At 58.9% G+C, this 14,816-nt stretch carries 14 protein-coding genes, 1 pseudogene and 1 riboswitch; of the genes and pseudogenes, 7 read left to right on the top strand and 8 right to left on the bottom strand.

Annotation, left to right across the window (positions count from 1 at the left end; genetic code table 11):
- Positions 1–7 precede the first annotated feature (7 nt).
- The 6 genes from GH665_RS10260 to GH665_RS10235 form a co-directional block, all read right to left on the bottom strand.
- A complete protein-coding gene (locus tag GH665_RS10260) occupies positions 8–187 on the bottom strand; it encodes a hypothetical protein (protein WP_153135774.1) in 180 nt (59 codons plus the stop codon).
- A 44-nt stretch (positions 188–231) separates the two neighbouring features.
- On the bottom strand, positions 232–417 hold the full coding sequence (locus GH665_RS10255; protein WP_153135773.1) for a hypothetical protein: 186 nt from the start codon (positions 415–417) through the stop codon (positions 232–234).
- A 235-nt stretch (positions 418–652) separates the two neighbouring features.
- Entirely contained in the window at positions 653–1,495 is an 843-nt protein-coding gene (locus tag GH665_RS10250; RefSeq protein ID WP_217361875.1) for a carbohydrate ABC transporter permease, read from the bottom strand.
- Positions 1,495–2,427: a carbohydrate ABC transporter permease gene (locus tag GH665_RS10245; protein ID WP_153135772.1), complete on the bottom strand. Its 933-nt coding sequence runs from the start codon at positions 2,425–2,427 to the stop codon at positions 1,495–1,497. Before GH665_RS10245 ends, GH665_RS10250 begins: the two co-directional genes overlap by 1 nt.
- Before the next feature lies 1 nt (position 2,428).
- Positions 2,429–3,709 carry an ABC transporter substrate-binding protein gene (locus GH665_RS10240; RefSeq protein WP_153135771.1) on the bottom strand — a complete coding sequence of 427 codons (1,281 nt, stop codon included), beginning with the start codon at positions 3,707–3,709 and terminating at the stop codon, positions 2,429–2,431.
- Between the two features lie 73 nt (positions 3,710–3,782).
- Complete coding sequence (locus GH665_RS10235) at positions 3,783–4,808, bottom strand: porin (RefSeq protein WP_167530936.1); 1,026 nt, start codon at positions 4,806–4,808, stop codon at positions 3,783–3,785.
- A gap of 66 nt (positions 4,809–4,874) precedes the next feature.
- Between GH665_RS10235 and GH665_RS10230 the strand changes: the two genes are divergently transcribed.
- From GH665_RS10230 to GH665_RS10220, 3 genes are all read left to right on the top strand, one after another.
- The gene (locus tag GH665_RS10230; RefSeq protein ID WP_153135769.1) at positions 4,875–5,135 is read left to right on the top strand and encodes a hypothetical protein; all 261 of its coding nucleotides are present in this window, start codon (positions 4,875–4,877) and stop codon (positions 5,133–5,135) included.
- A gap of 228 nt (positions 5,136–5,363) precedes the next feature.
- Complete coding sequence (locus GH665_RS10225) at positions 5,364–7,001, top strand: SMP-30/gluconolactonase/LRE family protein (protein ID WP_153135768.1); 1,638 nt, start codon at positions 5,364–5,366, stop codon at positions 6,999–7,001.
- Positions 7,002–7,465: 464 nt separating this feature from the next.
- Positions 7,466–8,734, top strand: a complete 1,269-nt coding sequence (locus GH665_RS10220; protein WP_153135767.1) for a family 16 glycosylhydrolase — start codon at positions 7,466–7,468, stop codon at positions 8,732–8,734.
- A 492-nt stretch (positions 8,735–9,226) separates the two neighbouring features.
- Here GH665_RS10220 and GH665_RS10215 read toward each other — a convergent pair.
- Both GH665_RS10215 and GH665_RS10210 read right to left on the bottom strand, forming a co-directional pair.
- A pseudogene (locus GH665_RS10215) lies at positions 9,227–9,447 on the bottom strand (arabinose ABC transporter substrate-binding protein); the annotation flags it as partial.
- A gap of 624 nt (positions 9,448–10,071) precedes the next feature.
- On the bottom strand, positions 10,072–10,614 hold the full coding sequence (locus tag GH665_RS10210; RefSeq protein ID WP_153135766.1) for a hypothetical protein: 543 nt from the start codon (positions 10,612–10,614) through the stop codon (positions 10,072–10,074).
- 606 nt (positions 10,615–11,220) lie between these two features.
- Positions 11,221–11,319: riboswitch (guanidine-I (ykkC/yxkD leader) on the top strand.
- Positions 11,320–11,377: 58 nt separating this feature from the next.
- On the opposite strand from GH665_RS10210, the gene GH665_RS10205 reads away from it, so the two are divergent.
- Genes GH665_RS10205 through GH665_RS10190 form a run of 4 tightly spaced genes read left to right on the top strand, consistent with a single transcriptional unit; the run spans position 11,378 to position 14,807 of the window.
- Positions 11,378–12,448: a putative urea ABC transporter substrate-binding protein gene (locus tag GH665_RS10205; protein ID WP_153135765.1), complete on the top strand. Its 1,071-nt coding sequence runs from the start codon at positions 11,378–11,380 to the stop codon at positions 12,446–12,448.
- Between the two features lie 34 nt (positions 12,449–12,482).
- A complete protein-coding gene (locus GH665_RS10200) occupies positions 12,483–13,298 on the top strand; it encodes an ABC transporter permease (RefSeq protein WP_153135764.1) in 816 nt (271 codons plus the stop codon).
- Positions 13,295–14,080: an ABC transporter ATP-binding protein gene (locus GH665_RS10195; protein WP_153135763.1), complete on the top strand. Its 786-nt coding sequence runs from the start codon at positions 13,295–13,297 to the stop codon at positions 14,078–14,080. Before GH665_RS10200 ends, GH665_RS10195 begins: the two co-directional genes overlap by 4 nt.
- Before the next feature lie 22 nt (positions 14,081–14,102).
- Positions 14,103–14,807 (top strand): urea amidolyase associated protein UAAP1, encoded by a 705-nt coding sequence (locus tag GH665_RS10190; RefSeq protein WP_153135762.1) that lies wholly within the window; start codon positions 14,103–14,105, stop codon positions 14,805–14,807.
- Positions 14,808–14,816 lie beyond the last annotated feature (9 nt).

Genomic DNA, 14,816 nt, shown 5'->3' with positions numbered 1-14,816 from the left:
TCCACGCTCAATATGCAGGCCTGGTCGAAATCCATCCGGGCTGATATGCAGCGAGATACGCGCCGCGGATGTGATCGACCTTGTAATGATCAAGCTTGTCGATATCCGGCTGATTGCCAACGCCAGGACCGTCGGGGAGTGAAAACACGCCGTGCTTCGTGTTCGGCACACTGCAGGTGGTTGCCATGAATCACGGTCACTGAGCCAAAGCTCCTGCATATTCCTTTCAGCTCAACTTGAGCCATTTGTCTTCTCCTTTATAAGGGTTGTCCTCGTTGGAACGCTTCGCGGCAATAGCCGCGTCATGCGTCCGGTGGCGCGCTCGGCGAGCGAGGTCAGGTCGCCATAGATGGGGATATCCACGTCCGCCACGAACGACGTTTCATCCGGCGCAAGAAACAGCACGGTATTGGCCATGTCGCGGAGTCGCGCATCCGCGCCGACTGGGCCGCACTCGCGGTTAAGCGCATGTCGCGTTCGTTGACGGCTTGTATTGCGCTTTCAGTTGCGATCGACGCGAGCGAAACGGCATTGCCGCGAATACTCTGCGTGCAGTACTCGATCGCGATCTGCTTGCTCAGTGATCGCCGCAGCAATGCTCCGCCTCTGCCCTGCGCCGTATCCGTCATGATCACAACCTCGTCTAAGAATCTCATGACTTGACAGCTCCGGCCGTGAGTCCCTGAATGAAGAAGCGTTGAAGAAACGCGAAGCCGGTCACTACAGGCAACGAGCTCACAACCGAGGCCGCCATCGCGCCGGCCCAATCGCTCTTGCCCTCGCCCATGTAACCGAGCAGCAGGCCTGGGCCGACCGTACGCAGCTCGGGCGACGTGATCAACGTCAGTGAAAACAGCAGATCGTTCCATGCCCACATGAACGAATACAGTCCCACGGTGACGAGCGCAGGCATCGCCAGAGGCAGTACGATGCGATGCAGGATGTAGAGTTCGCTCGCGCCATCGGTGCGTGCCGCTTCAATGATTTCGTTCGGAATGTTGACGAAGTAGCTGTACAACATATACGTGCCGCTCGGCAACGCCAGCACGATATACGCGATGATCAGGCCAATGCGCGTATTGAGCAAACCGAGAGTTTGCAGAATCGGATAGAGGCTAATCAGCAGCATCGCGAACGGAAACATCTGTGCCGAGAGCATCAGCACCATCAGCGTTTTGCGTCCGCGATAACGGAACTTCGCGAAACTGTAGGCCGCATAGGTGGCCAGCGTGACCGTGAGCAGCGCGCCGCCGCCCGCCGTGAGCAGACTGTTGCGCAGATAGCCCACCATCTCGCCTTGTGCGAAGAGGTTCCGATAATTTTCAAAAGTCGGCACATGTGGCCAGAACGACGGAAATCGTACGAAGACTTCGCCTTGCGGCTTGATCGACGTCATAACCATCCACATGATCGGCAGGAAAAGGAACGCCGCAATAGCCACGAATGCCGCTACGAATGTCGTTCTGGCCAGTCTGGTTCGAAGATTGAGCAGCATTACAACTCCCGCCTGAACAGCGCACGCAGATAGAACACCGTAGGTACGGCAATCAGTACGAACCACAACACGCCGATCGCGCATGCCATGCCCATGTCCCAGCTCTCGAACGCCTGCTTGTAAACCTCCACGGAGAGCATCGTGGTTGCACCGACTGGTCCGCCCTGGGTCAACGCGTAAATTACGTCGAACGCCTGCAGGTTTCCCATCGCGCCGAGAATCATCACGATGATGATGGTGGGCGCGAGATGCGGCAGTACCACGTGCCTCAAGACACCAAAATTCTCACAGCCATCCACGCGCGCGGCATCGACCTGGTCCTGCGAAACGCTTTGCAAGCCGGCGAGAAAAAACGCCATGAAAAGTGGCACGGAAAGCCAAACTTTCGTGACGATGACACATGCCATCGCGCCGTGACGCTCCGCCAGCCAGATAACCGGCTCCGATATCAGTCCCGTCGAAAGCATGATGGCATTGAGTACACCGTACTGACCGTTGAAGATCCACGCCGCGAGGAAAGCCGTCACCGTAGACGGCAATACCCATGGCAGCAGCGACGCCGCGCGCACCAACGCCCGTCCCTTGAAGGCCTGATTCATCATTAGCGCCCACGCAAGTGCTATCACCAACGTCACGCACGTCGCGCTGACCACGAACACCACCGTATTCAGGCACACGTTGACGATGACCGGGTCGCGAAACAGTCTGGCGAAGTTCTCGAACCCGACGAATTGCGGCTCCGGCGTATCGATCGTGTATTTGAACAGCGACAGCTTCAGGGACTTCACAAACGGAGTCAGAATGACGACGACGAACGCTGCCAGCGCGGGGAGCGCAAGCGCCACACCGACCCGGCGCTCGTGCTGCTTGAGCGTCGAATGGCGGCGCACTTCGCGCGGCGGATCCGCGGACGCGATGGATGCATCACTCATATCAGAACCTCGAAATACCCGCTGTCTGTTCCTGCAAGCGCTTGCTCATGCTGTCAATGGCTTCCTGTGGTGACTTCTGTGCCAGCAATGCGGCCTGCACTTCTTCGCCGATCACCGTGGTGAGCGCGGCAGCATTCGGCCAGAACGACGTCTCGTCACGCGTTGCGCGGCGTGCCGCCGTCGACCAGACCGATACGTACGGGTCGGTAGCCAGCTTCTCGAGCGCGCTGTTCGTGACGGGAAAGAGTCCAATGTCCTTGAAAATGCGCAACTGCGAATCGTCGTTGAGCGCGAGATATGCGAGCAGCTTCGCTTGCGGCGAGTTCGCATCGATCTTCTGCGTGCCGTCGCTGAAAATGCTAAGCAGATGCCCCCGCGCAAGCGAGCGCGGTACATCACCCGCGCGCATCACCGGCGTCGGCATCGCAATCACGAGCGCGTCGAATTTGTCACCGATACTCGAATTGCTGCGGGCAAAGCCACGTGCGAGTGGCGCGTCGTTATAGAAACCCGTCTGATACTGCGCGAACATCCGGCGTGCGTCCGGCCGGTCGACGTCTTTCGTTGCCAGTCCGTCCTTGACGAGACTCGCCATGAAACTGAGCGTTTTCACGCCTGCCGGGCTACCCACCGCAACCTTGCCGTTGCTGTCGAACAGGTGGCCGCCGAACGTCCATAGCCATACCTGGAAGTCGGGGCTCAACGCATTGTTGTTCTTCGTGGCCATCGCGTACGGCACGGCATCCGGATTCGCTTTCCTGATTGCCTTGAGTGCACTCAGGAATTCATCCACTGTTGCAGGCGGCTTTGCAACGCCCGCGCCCTGCAGCACTTTCGCGTTCGCCACCATGCCGATCGACCCGGCCGACCATGGCAGTCCCATCTGTTTGCCGTGGTAACTTCCGAGTTCCAGCACGCCTTTGCTGATGCGATTGCGCAACTGCGCCGCGCCAAACACAGTATCGATATCGACAAGCCGGTTCGTTGCCGCGAATTGCGGCACCCAGCGTTCGTTCAGTTGCACGACGTCCATGGGCTGGCCCGAGCGCAAACGAAGCAGCACGTTTTGCTGCATCTGCGCCCATGGATAACCGACCGTATCGAGCGATACGCCCGCGCTCTGACGATAGCCGTTGAACAGCGCGGCAAGCGTCGGCTTGCTGGCCGCCTCTTCCTGCGACCAGCCGACGTACGTGATCCCGCGGCTTTGCGCCTTCGCCCCCGCTGCCGTCAATCCGGACGCGACCGCCACCGCGCCGATGAAATGTCTGCGTGAAATCAATTTGCCTCCTGAACATGAGTTCGTGGGATGTCGGCATCGGGAATCCCTGACACGCGCCGCGCCACGCGTCCGGTCAAAATGCCTGCTTCAGGCCCACCGTAAAGCCCGTTCCGCTCGACGACGTGCCGGTCGGCTGCCAGCCATTGACGCCGGTCGTGCTAGCGGTGCGGTACGCATATTTGCCCGCATTGGCGTCATAGAGGGCATCGGCGTAGACCGAAGTGCGCTTCGAAAGGAAGTACACGTAGCCCAGCACACTACGGCTCTGGATCGTGTGCCCATAAGCGGTGGTGTGCGAGTACGTGCCACGGACCATGCCGTACGCCCCAGTCGGGATCGCGATACCCACCATCTGGTTGTGCATGATTTGCTGATAGGTGTTCTGACCGAAGCCATAGCCGGCATAGAGCCGCGCAAAGCCGAAATCGTACTGACCCGCCGTGTAGCCCCAGTGCGCGTTGTAGTTTTGCGGACGAATCCACGACGCGCCCAACTTCAGACGCTTGTCCTCGTAGACGAGCGACGCCGAATACGGAATGCTGCCGTCGCCTCCCTGGATGGCGCTGTCACGCGCGGCCACCGTCGCGCGCAGTGTCAGGTTGGCCCATGTGTAGACGTAATTGGCCGAATTGTTGGTCCGCACGGTATCGATCTGGCCAGGCCCTCCGTTTGCCTGCGAGATACCGCCTCGCGCGCCATAACCGGCAGCGACGCCGTCCTGACCAAACGGATCGGCGCTCGATTCCACGTAGTGGCTCGCGTTCACGTCGCGCCCCACCACGAAGTGACCGAACCACCCCTCGAGGCCGACCGTCGATCGCCCGCTGAAGAACGAAGTGGAGTTGTAGAGCGTGCCGTTATTCGGATTGAACTGCTGCTCCAGCCAGAAAACAGCGCGGTATCCACCGCCGAGGTCTTCCGTACCCTTCAAACCCCAGCGGCTCGTCGCCCCGGTGTTCTCACGAATCGCAGTGCTCCCGTCGTACTTGCCGACCTCCAGGTCGACGATGCCGTACATGGTCAGACTCGATTGCGCCATTGCTGGCGACGCCCCCAAAGCTGCCATCGTCAAGACGAACAACTGTTTTTTTACTTTCATTCGGGCTGGTCTCCCCGGCTGTATTTTCCATTGAACGGAACAACATGCGGCGAATGCTACCATTAGATGGAAAAAAATAAAGGAGAACTTGCCCAGGGGTGTCCCGTATACCGGCTCAAAACCCCGCCGGCTACGGCGGAATTTGAAGCGAACCCAGTATCTGGCGCGGTTTTTATGTGCATTGACGGCAGCCTGCGCCGCGGCGAAACGTTCAGATTTGTGAAAAATTTTGGATTCGAAATTCCCGATCAATGGAATTTCTTGACCGACACGGTAGGGAAAGAGAGCTTTTTTATGTCAGCTATCCGCCCGATTGGTTGGTCATAAGCCCAACCAATAGAACACCCACCCTGTGTAAACAGGCTTTCGGCGTACAATGCCGGCGCAGAGCATTCCATTTCGAGCAGATCCGACACCTTGAACACTGTGAGAGAAAAACTGCCGGCCACGCCCCGCCCGGCCACACAAGCGGCCCCGAAACGGGCAGATGCCGCAGCATCTGCCGTTGTTGCCGCCGACAAAAGCGCTGGCGGGATCGGTGTACTGGAGAAGGCGATGACGCTCCTGAACATCGTGTCGAAGGCGCCAGCGCCGATGACCTTCGCCCAGCTCCTGCATGCGTGCGGTATGCCGCGCACCACGCTGCATCGCATTCTCGCGACGTTGCAACGTGAAGGACTGCTCCAGCACGACGTGGGGGGCAAAACCTTTCGCCTCGGTCTGCGTTTTCTCGAACTGGCGCATGAGGTGTGGAGCGACTTCGACTTGCGGGTTGCCGCTCAGGACGAACTGCTTCTGTTACGCGATCAGGTTGGCGAGGCCGTACATCTGGTCGTGCTCGAAGGACATAGCGCCGTCGTGATCGCCGGCGAGCAGGCGCGCCAGTCAGCGCGGCTCTCGCCTGGCGTTGGTGAGCGTCTCGCGTTGCACGCGAGCGCGGTGGGCAAGGCGGTGATGGCCTGGCTGGATCCGAGCCAGCAACAGCAACTGCTGGACTCGATCGGATTGCCGTCGCTCGGTCCGCGCACCATTACGTCGATCGGCGCGCTGAGGAGCGAACTTGATCTGACGCGCGCGCGTGGCTATGCATTGGCCATCTGCGAAAGCTCCGCGGATACCGTCGCATTGGCTGCGCCCATCTTCGATTTCGAAGAGCGGCCCATCGGCGCGCTCGCGATCTCCGGGACCTTCGCGCAGTTGGATGAGGCGCGTGCGCATAGTCTGTCAGCCGCCGTCATTGGCGCAGCCCGCAAGATTTCACACAACGCAGGTGGCCGCTCAATGTCGATCACGGCCAAGGGCCAGCCGGAAATGCATTCGAACGCCGAGGTTCGCTGCGTCAGTCAGATTCCGTCGCTGCTCGGCGAAGGCCCGCTCTGGTCGCCCCGTGACGAAGTGTTGTACTGGGTCGACATCCTTACCCCCGCGATTCACCGCTTCGACGTGGCGACGGGCAAGGATACCGAAACGAAGCTCGGCTCGATGGTGAGTCTCGTCATTCCGAAGGCAACGGGCGGACTGCTGATCGCGACGCCCAAGGGACTGATGACCCTCGACGACAGCAGCACGCTGACGCGTCTGTCCCACCCCGAGGCAGACCGGCCCGGCAATCGCTACAACGACGGCAAGTGCGACCGCATGGGTCGCTTGTGGGTCGGCACGATGGACATGGGTGCCGCACCGAATCGCGGCAACCTGTTCAAGGTCGACCCCGACGGCTCATGGTTCAAGATGGACACGGGCTTTACGGTGGCGAACGGTCTAGGTTGGAGCCCTGACAATACGCGCATGTATTTCACCGATTCGCATCGCAAGCTCGTGTTCCAGTACGACTTCGATTTCATCAACGGCACGATCGAAAATCGCCAGCCGCTGATCTCGTTCGACGCGTCGGCGGGCTCGCCCGACGGGCTTACCGTCGACGCAGAGGGTTGCCTCTGGATCGCGATGTGGGACGAGTGGTGCATCGCGCGTTTCGATCCCGAGGGCCGTGAAATGACGCGCGTCCGCCTGCCGGTGCCGCGCCCGACCAGTTGCTGCTTCGGCGGCCCCAATCTCGACATCCTGTATGTCACGAGCGCGCGTGTGCGGCTCACGCAGGACGTGCTCAAAAGCGCGCCGCTTTCGGGCTCGCTCTTTGCCATTCAGGTTCCCGGTGTACGCGGCATACCCGAGACAACTTTTGCGGGTTGAATGGAATCAGCTGACGCGTTTCTCTGCTCGCGTCCAGCCGGGGCTCTGACGAAAACGGGGTAATGGTGCTGCGCGCGAGGCAGGTGTTCGCAAGAGCAAAGTGTGGCGAAGGTGCTCACGCTGACACCACGGCACCTGGCGCTTCAGCCAGCTTTGGGTGCGACACGTTTGCCGAACGCCTGCCCATCTGTCCTTCAATCATCCTCCCGATCGCCCACAACGCGCCCGCCGTACCGGCACGCGTTCCACAACTTCCCCTGTGCTCGACCGGTGCCAAGCATGCAGCGGCGGTCCGCGAGACCATCGTCGAAATCCCATTAAACGGACAACAAGGATGTTAATTTTTCTGATGAATGGGATTTTTCGGCATTAACCCCAATACCGTGCAGGGACATTCCGGGGGTAATCTTCGCTTAGTTCCAATTAACGGAACTAACATATAAAACTCATCAGACAGGAACACCATGAGACAGAAGGTTTCGCGCCTGCGCGCGCCATTGATATCGATCCCCTTGATTCACCCTGCCGCCCTGGCTATCACCGCTGCGGGCCTTCTGAGCCTGGTCGTTCCGATCGCCGAGGCCTCGGGGCCGCCGGTGGGAACCAACGGGTGGACTGCTGACGTCGCCGCCAATCCTGTGTTCACCGACAACTTCAGCGGCACGGCCCTCGACACAACAAAGTGGAACTACCGCACCGATCAGTGGAAGCCACACATGAAGAGCGTGCAGACGCCGGCGAATGTCAGCGTGAACAACGGTCTGATCATTACACTTCTCAAGCAAGCCACCCCTAACGTGCAAACGTCAAATGGGACGACCACTCAGCATTACACCGGTGGTGGCATTGTCAGCAAGCAGGCTTTCCGCTACGGCTACTACGAAACCTCCGCGCAAATCAATTCCACTCCCGGCTGGCATAGTTCCTTCTGGCTACAGGCGGGCGACGGTTCGAACACGTACACGACAGCCCGGCGTACCGAGATCGATGGCTTCGAAATCGACTCCGCTGCGTTGACCGACATCCGGCACAACATCATCGAGTGGTACCCCCCTTTCAAAAGCACCCCAGAGCTGACTTCCGGCGTCTACCAGTATCCAAACTTCACTGGCGGAGCAAACTTTTCGACGGGCTATCACACGTACGGCATTGACTGGGAAGAAGATTCGGTCAGTTATTACGTCGACGGCAATTTGATGAAAACCCTCACATATGAGCCAGGATCGGACACTCACGATCCGGTCAATATCTGGCTGAGCGACGTCGCAACGCAGTGGCCTACAGCGGCTACAGACCAGATCAAGTGGGCCTATGCCAGCTATTGGCAGAAGGATTACTACGTCGACTACAACAACGCGGGCACGGGATACGCGGAAGTCACGGGAACCTGGTACACCTCCAGCCTCCCGGGTTGGACGAAGGGCTACGTGTCGCGCAACGCGACTTGCAACGTAGCCGGCAACGTGGCCACCTGGACCCCGACGATCCTGAACGCCGGCAACTACAACGTCTATTACTACAACATCGTGAATGCCAACAGCGATTCCAACATGAGTCTCAATGTCGCCGGGCAGACCACCATGGTCAATGGCACCACCGGCACCACCGGCTGGGTACAACTGACAGCAGCGCCGATCGCCGTACCTGCAGGCAAGGCCACGACCGTGACTCTGACGTCAAGCGGCAGCGGTTGCGCACGTGCCGAAAACGTCAAGTTCGTCCGGGCCAACTGACGACCGCCCTGAGGCCACTGCAGACGGCCTCAGGCCTATCAGCCGTTTAATCTATCCAATCATGCTCAAGTCCGGTCCTTTTGCGAATCGACAAGTCGCTGCTGTATGCGGCGCTACCTGTCTCGCGCTCCTTTTATCTGCCTGTGGCGGAGACGATTCTTCGCAAACTGTTCCCTCTTCGACAAATAGCCCGGCAGCACAAGCAACAACGTTGTCTGGACTCAATGAGTCACAGCAAACTGCGGCCGACGGAGCTTCTTCAACATCCGCCGTGCTTAAGCTCGATCAGATCCCGGCAAAATGAATCGGTTTCAGACATCGTTGTAGAGAACAAAGCGCGGTACAGCGCATGTCGGGTTTTGTCGCAGTACAGCTCGCGGAGTAACGTTGATCGATATGCAAAGTAGCGCTTATTTTGAAAGTTCTAGGAATTGATTGATGACAGAAAGATGAATTCGACGAGAGTACTTCATTTGTACTTCGGCGATTGCACAACTGGTTGTAGCTTATGTCGATCGTGCCGACATCTTTCATATCCCAGCCACTGCTCTTGATTTCCGCAGCCAGGCGTCAGCCTTCGCCTTGTCGACGAAGCCCGGTCCGAGCTTGATGTCAGGCGCACAAATCACAAAGCCTTGTGCGTTCTGAGCCGACAGGCTGCCGATTGTGCTCATCACCTTCTCACCCGAGAACACTCCCGCCGCGGCTGCGGTCAGGAAAAGGAAAATACTTCGCTTCATGATGCTTGTCCCCTGGCTAATTGATAACTAGAAGGTATCAGCTGCGTCTCCTTGCACTGGTAGTGACACACGCGCCAGTTCGTCGCCCGGTGAAATCTGAGTACCCGCTTTAAATACCCGTTGTTACTCATGCTTGCTGCTCACCTTGCTTTATGTTGCGCGCCTGTTGGCTACTGCCGGCTGGGCGGCAAGCATGGAGAAGCTACCCCTGACCATTGGGTATGGCGCTTTGTCTCCGGTTATTCGCCGTCACGTTCGCACCTATACTTCTGGCTCGCAGCCCGTGTTGGGCTGGATTGTAGAGCGGCCATTTTGGAAACTCCAATACGGGAATGATAGATACATATAATGGGATTTAATTTCACCGAAACTGGTTTTGGTTTTGTCGCGGTAAGGATTAAATGGTGAGTGAAATCGATATAGGAAATGCCGCCTGGATTGCGAGGTTGTTGAGATAGTTGGACTGGCGGATCCTTATAGGTGTTTCTCGCTGAGCGCTGGTCACTTCAAGCGCGTCACGATTGACGCCGCTTTGTCGATGGTCCGGTGGAAATACCGCCATTCCCCCTTGACGTGGATGCGCGTCTCGCCCATCGGTCAGCTCTTATCAACCGGCCCCTCGACGGATCGACTCACGCTCCGGGCGGCCCTCACCGCAACCGTGGATCTGAAGGGGACGTCAAAGGAAAATTCGTAGCCCGTCGCCGCCTTCAATGACGCAGTGATGCCGGTTTCAGGCGTACCTTTCCGAAAAATCGCGACACGCCAGATAGACCCGGTGGATCGACAACGGACCTCATGGACGTCCTGTTCAACCGTGGCGTTGTCATGCATTACGCCAGGGAGAATGTGTCGAGTGTACGATGCACAACCAGTGAGATCGACATCCATGCGATGCCCGTTGGCGTAGTTGTACACAAGCGAGCCGGTTGTTCCGTCCGGGCTGAAAGAGGTGGTCAGACGTGAAAATCCCGCTCTGCTATCACTCATTTCCACCACATCGAATGCGCCGGTCATCTCGGGCGCAAAGTTCTGGCCTGATAACACCGGAGAAGACGGGTCGATCGCGCAACTCGCTACGAGTGTGGAGAGGACAAGCATCGCCGCAACCCGAAAAAAACTCTTTTTTCCCTTCCGCATGTCCTAACTTCTTCTTAATGTGTTGTCGGGTAATTCAATCAATTGGACACAGCGAACTCTGCTCATTTCCGTCCCACGCCAGTCAATCGGCCGATTATGCGAATTGCACGAACCTGCTTCGAATAGGGAATCTGCATCCAACAATAGTTAACGGCATCCATGCCTCAATCTTTATCAAGGACCTTGTCGAATGTTGCGATAGCTTCCCAGGGTTCGCGCCGAGCCACCTCCTTTCTGAGTGAGGATCGGCCGGGTGTGAGGCATGAGCCCGCGATACTCCCGTCGTTCAGAGCCGCGCCGGCAGCGACATTCGATATTGCGGACAGCAGCGCACAGACCTCACAGTACAACTCACAGGTTTTCGGGAATTCGGCCTTCAGCCAATCGATTGCAATGGCAAGGCGGGCTTCATCGGGCTGAATTCAAGACCCGGCAATCAATGCACGAACAAGGTGCGAGTCCGGTACGCACGGATGCACGCCGTCACCGGAGCGGTGCAAAAATCCGCTGCGCCGTGCCGGAATGCGCTGATTTTCGTTTGGCACGCTTCTCGCTAACAAGGGAGTGCAAGGAGCCGGCGCATGATCCGGTTTAACACACAATCTGGAAATGGACGGCTAGGGTTCCGGCCTGCTTCAAGCAGGTGCTGGTCCGAGAGCTGTCGACCTCGGTGAGGTTACACGGCGGGACAAAAGCCCGGGAGAGAACGCGATGTTTGCGCTGCTCCCTGCCGTCGCTAACTGTCCCTTCCGAGGTCAACCTCATGCGCAAGTTCGTTCGCTTTCTCAGCATCGCCGCGGTCTCTCTCGCCGCTTTCACCTCCACTCCTTCGTTTGCCGCCGGACGCACCGACTTCAAGGTCTGCTGGACCATCTACGCGGGCTGGATGCCGTGGGGTCAGGCGAAAACCCAGGGCATCGTCTCCAAATGGGCCAGGAAATACGGCATCAATGTCGATGTCGTGCAACTGAACGACTACGTCGAATCCATCAATCAGTACACCGCCGGCAAGTTCGACGGTTGCGCGATGACCAACATGGACGCGTTGACCATCCCAGCCTCAGGCGGCGTGGATTCGACGGCGCTAATCGTCAGCGACTATTCGAACGGCAACGATGGCGTGCTCGTCAAGGGCAAAGGCAAACAGATTGCCGACCTGAAGGGCCAGCAGATCAATCTGGTCCAGTTCTCGGTATCGCACTACCTGCTTGCACGCGCCCTCGAGAGTGCGCATATGAGCGAGCGCGACCTCAAGGTAGTCAACACTTCCGACGCCGACATCTCCGGTGCATTCGCCACGCCCACCGTCCACAACGCAGTGACGTGGAACCCGATGCTTGCCGAACTGAAGGCGCAGCCGAACGTCACCGAAGTCTTCGACTCGAGCAAGATTCCCGGTGAAATCATGGACATGATGGTCGTCAACACGAAGACCCTGAACGACAATCCGGCGCTCGGCAAGGCGTTGACGGGCGCATGGTTCGAGATGGTCGCGTTGATGCGGGCCAATAACGCCGACAGTACCGCCGCGCTCACCGCGATGGCGAAGGCATCGGGCACCGATCTCGCGGGCTTCAAGGGGCAACTGTCGACCACCGCGCTGTTCTATACGCCGCAGGCCGCAGTCGATTTTGTCACCAGCCCCAACCTGCCGAAGATCATGACGCGCGTCGCGAAGTTCTCGTTCGATCACGGTCTGCTCGGGCAGGACGCGAAAAGCGCGGACGTGGTCGGCATGGCGTTCGACAAGGGTGTCGTGATCGGCAACAAGGGCAACGTCAAGTTGCGCTTCGATCCGACCTACGTGGAAATGGCCGCGGCCGGCAAGCTCTGAGTCAAACAACACGTATTTCATCCGGCAGGCACCCATGAGACTCATCAATCGACACCCCAGCCGAAGCGGCGCCTTGATGCTGCTGTTGCTGCCGTTCATCGTGCTGATAGCGGTCTATTTCACCGGGTCGTCGATGCGGCTCAAGCTCAATCCCGATGACAAGCTGCTGCCGAGCGCGACGCAAATGAGCGACGCCATCAAGGAAGTCGCCTTCAACGAAGACAAGCGCACGGGCGAGTATCTGCTGTGGGCCGACACGGTATCGAGTTTGAGACGGCTCGGCATCGGCCTCGTTGTGAGCGCCGTAATTGCCTTGGTCGCGGCCATCGCGACCGGCTCGTTTCCGCTGGTGGGCGCGACGTTCTCACCGTTCATCACGGTGATCTCGATGATTCCGCCGCTCGCGGTGCTGCCCATCCTGTTCATCGTGTTCGGGCTCGACGAGTTGTCGAAGGTGGTGCTGATTGTGGTCGGCATTACGCCGATGATCGTCCGCGATCTGCATGCGCGGGCTCGCGAGATTCCGACCGAGTTGTGGGTCAAGGCACAGACGCTCGGTGCAAGCAGCTGGACCCTGGTTCTGCGCCTCGTGCTGCCGCAACTGCTGCCACGCTTACTGGTGGCAATGCGTCTCGCGCTGGGTTCGGCGTGGCTGTTTCTTATCGCAGCGGAAGCGATCGCTTCGACTGATGGCCTCGGTTACCGCATCTTTCTCATGCGGCGCTACCTGGCAATGGACGTGATCCTGCCTTACGTCGCGTGGATCACGCTGCTCGCGTGGCTCATCGACGAGCTGCTGCGCCGCCTCACGCAATGGTCGTTCCCCTGGTACGGCGGAGGCGCACGATGATCGAAGTTCGTAACGTCTGGAAGGAATACGGGGATCAGGTCGTGCTCGAACGGCTAAATCTGCGTGTCGAAGAAGGCGAATTCTGTTCGATGGTCGGCGCATCGGGCTGTGGCAAGTCCACATTCCTGAGGCTATTGCTCGGTCAGGAGCGCGCGACGCGTGGCGAAATTCTGCTCGATGGCGCACCCTTCCCGGCTGAACCCGATGAGCATCGCGGCGTGGTGTTTCAGCGCTATTCGGTATTCGATCATCTCAGTGTGGTTCGCAATGTGATGCTGGGACTCGAATTGCGCCGCGCGAAATTCACCGGCCGTCTATTCGGTGCACAGCGACGCGCCGCGCGCGATGAAGCCGTCGCGATGCTCAAACGCGTCGGCCTCGGCGCCGCGTTGGATAAGTTTCCGCAGCAGCTATCGGGCGGCATGCAACAACGTCTCGCGATTGCCCAGGCGCTGATGATGAAACCACGCGTGTTGCTGCTCGATGAACCATTCGGCGCGCTCGATCCCGGCATCCGCAAGGACATGCACGACTTGCTGCTGGGCTTGTGGCGCGAATCGAAGCTGACGATTTTCATGGTCACCCATGACCTGAAGGAAGGCTTCACGCTCGGCAGCCGCGTGCTGGTGTTCGACAAGGTCCGCGTCGACCCTCAAGCGCCCGGCGCCTACGGCGCGCGCATCACCTACAACATTCCGCTCGACCACAGCCGCGATTCCGCGTCCTCCATTCATATGGCTCAAGCCGTGGTGGAAGGCGCATCGCGTGTCGAAACGGTCTGAGCCTAACGGGAATCTTAACCCCATGGATTTGCTACTCGAAGAAACCGTCCCCGGCGGCGGCCATACCTCGCTGATCGTCAAGCGCGGCCAGTCGTTGCGCATCACCGACCTGCACGGCGGCGCGAACGCCAGCGTCCTGCTGATCAACGCAACCGAGAGGAGCGAACGGCTCAATCTCCCCGATACGCTGAAATGTCAGCACACGGCGAAACTGACGGCCGGTCATTGTCTGTACTCCGATATGGGCCGTGTGCTCGCCGCGATCGTTACGGATACCTGCGGCTGGCACGACAGTATCGGCGGTGTCTCGAATGCAGAAGAAGTGTACGAACGTTACGGCGCGGGTCGTTATCAGGAACTGCGCAATGCGTTCTATCGCAACGGCACGGACAACCTGCTGGTCGAAATGGGCAAGTGGGGGCTGGGTATCCCGGACCTGCTGATGACACTCAATCTCTTTAGCCGCGTCGACGTCACCGACGCCGGCGCCTTGAACTTCGTGCCCGGCAACTCGAAGGCCGGCGACTATGTCGAGCTGTATGCCCCGATGAACACGCTCGTCGTGCTGACCTCGATCCAGCATCCGCTCGATCCGAACCCGGAATACGCGCCCAGGCCGGTCAAGCTTGCGTTGAGCCACTCGGAGCGCGACGTCGCCGAACTTTGCCGAACCTCATGCGAGGAAAACGTGCGCGGCTTTCTCAACACCGATCGTTTCTTTCTTTGAGCGGAGCCT

The sequence above is a fragment of the Paraburkholderia agricolaris genome, assembly GCF_009455635.1.
Lineage (GTDB): Bacteria > Pseudomonadota > Gammaproteobacteria > Burkholderiales > Burkholderiaceae > Paraburkholderia > Paraburkholderia agricolaris.
Note: the sequence above shows the minus strand (reverse complement) of the source record. Positions and strands in the feature narration are given on the sequence as shown.

Bases quoted from the DNA above. Each gene is read 5' to 3' on its own strand.
- GH665_RS10260 (WP_153135774.1), bottom strand. From the start codon at position 187: ATGGCAACCACCTGCAGTGTGCCGAACACGAAGCACGGCGTGTTTTCA.
- GH665_RS10255 (WP_153135773.1), bottom strand. From the start codon at position 417: ATGGCCAATACCGTGCTGTTTCTTGCGCCGGATGAAACGTCGTTCGTG.
- GH665_RS10250 (WP_217361875.1), bottom strand. From the start codon at position 1,495: ATGCTGCTCAATCTTCGAACCAGACTGGCCAGAACGACATTCGTAGCG.
- GH665_RS10245 (WP_153135772.1), bottom strand. From the start codon at position 2,427: ATGAGTGATGCATCCATCGCGTCCGCGGATCCGCCGCGCGAAGTGCGC.
- GH665_RS10235 (WP_167530936.1), bottom strand. From the start codon at position 4,808: ATGAAAGTAAAAAAACAGTTGTTCGTCTTGACGATGGCAGCTTTGGGG.
- GH665_RS10230 (WP_153135769.1), top strand. From the start codon at position 4,875: ATGGAAAAAAATAAAGGAGAACTTGCCCAGGGGTGTCCCGTATACCGG.
- GH665_RS10225 (WP_153135768.1), top strand. From the start codon at position 5,364: ATGACGCTCCTGAACATCGTGTCGAAGGCGCCAGCGCCGATGACCTTC.
- GH665_RS10220 (WP_153135767.1), top strand. From the start codon at position 7,466: ATGAGACAGAAGGTTTCGCGCCTGCGCGCGCCATTGATATCGATCCCC.
- GH665_RS10210 (WP_153135766.1), bottom strand. From the start codon at position 10,614: ATGCGGAAGGGAAAAAAGAGTTTTTTTCGGGTTGCGGCGATGCTTGTC.
- GH665_RS10205 (WP_153135765.1), top strand. From the start codon at position 11,378: ATGCGCAAGTTCGTTCGCTTTCTCAGCATCGCCGCGGTCTCTCTCGCC.
- GH665_RS10200 (WP_153135764.1), top strand. From the start codon at position 12,483: ATGAGACTCATCAATCGACACCCCAGCCGAAGCGGCGCCTTGATGCTG.
- GH665_RS10195 (WP_153135763.1), top strand. From the start codon at position 13,295: ATGATCGAAGTTCGTAACGTCTGGAAGGAATACGGGGATCAGGTCGTG.
- GH665_RS10190 (WP_153135762.1), top strand. From the start codon at position 14,103: ATGGATTTGCTACTCGAAGAAACCGTCCCCGGCGGCGGCCATACCTCG.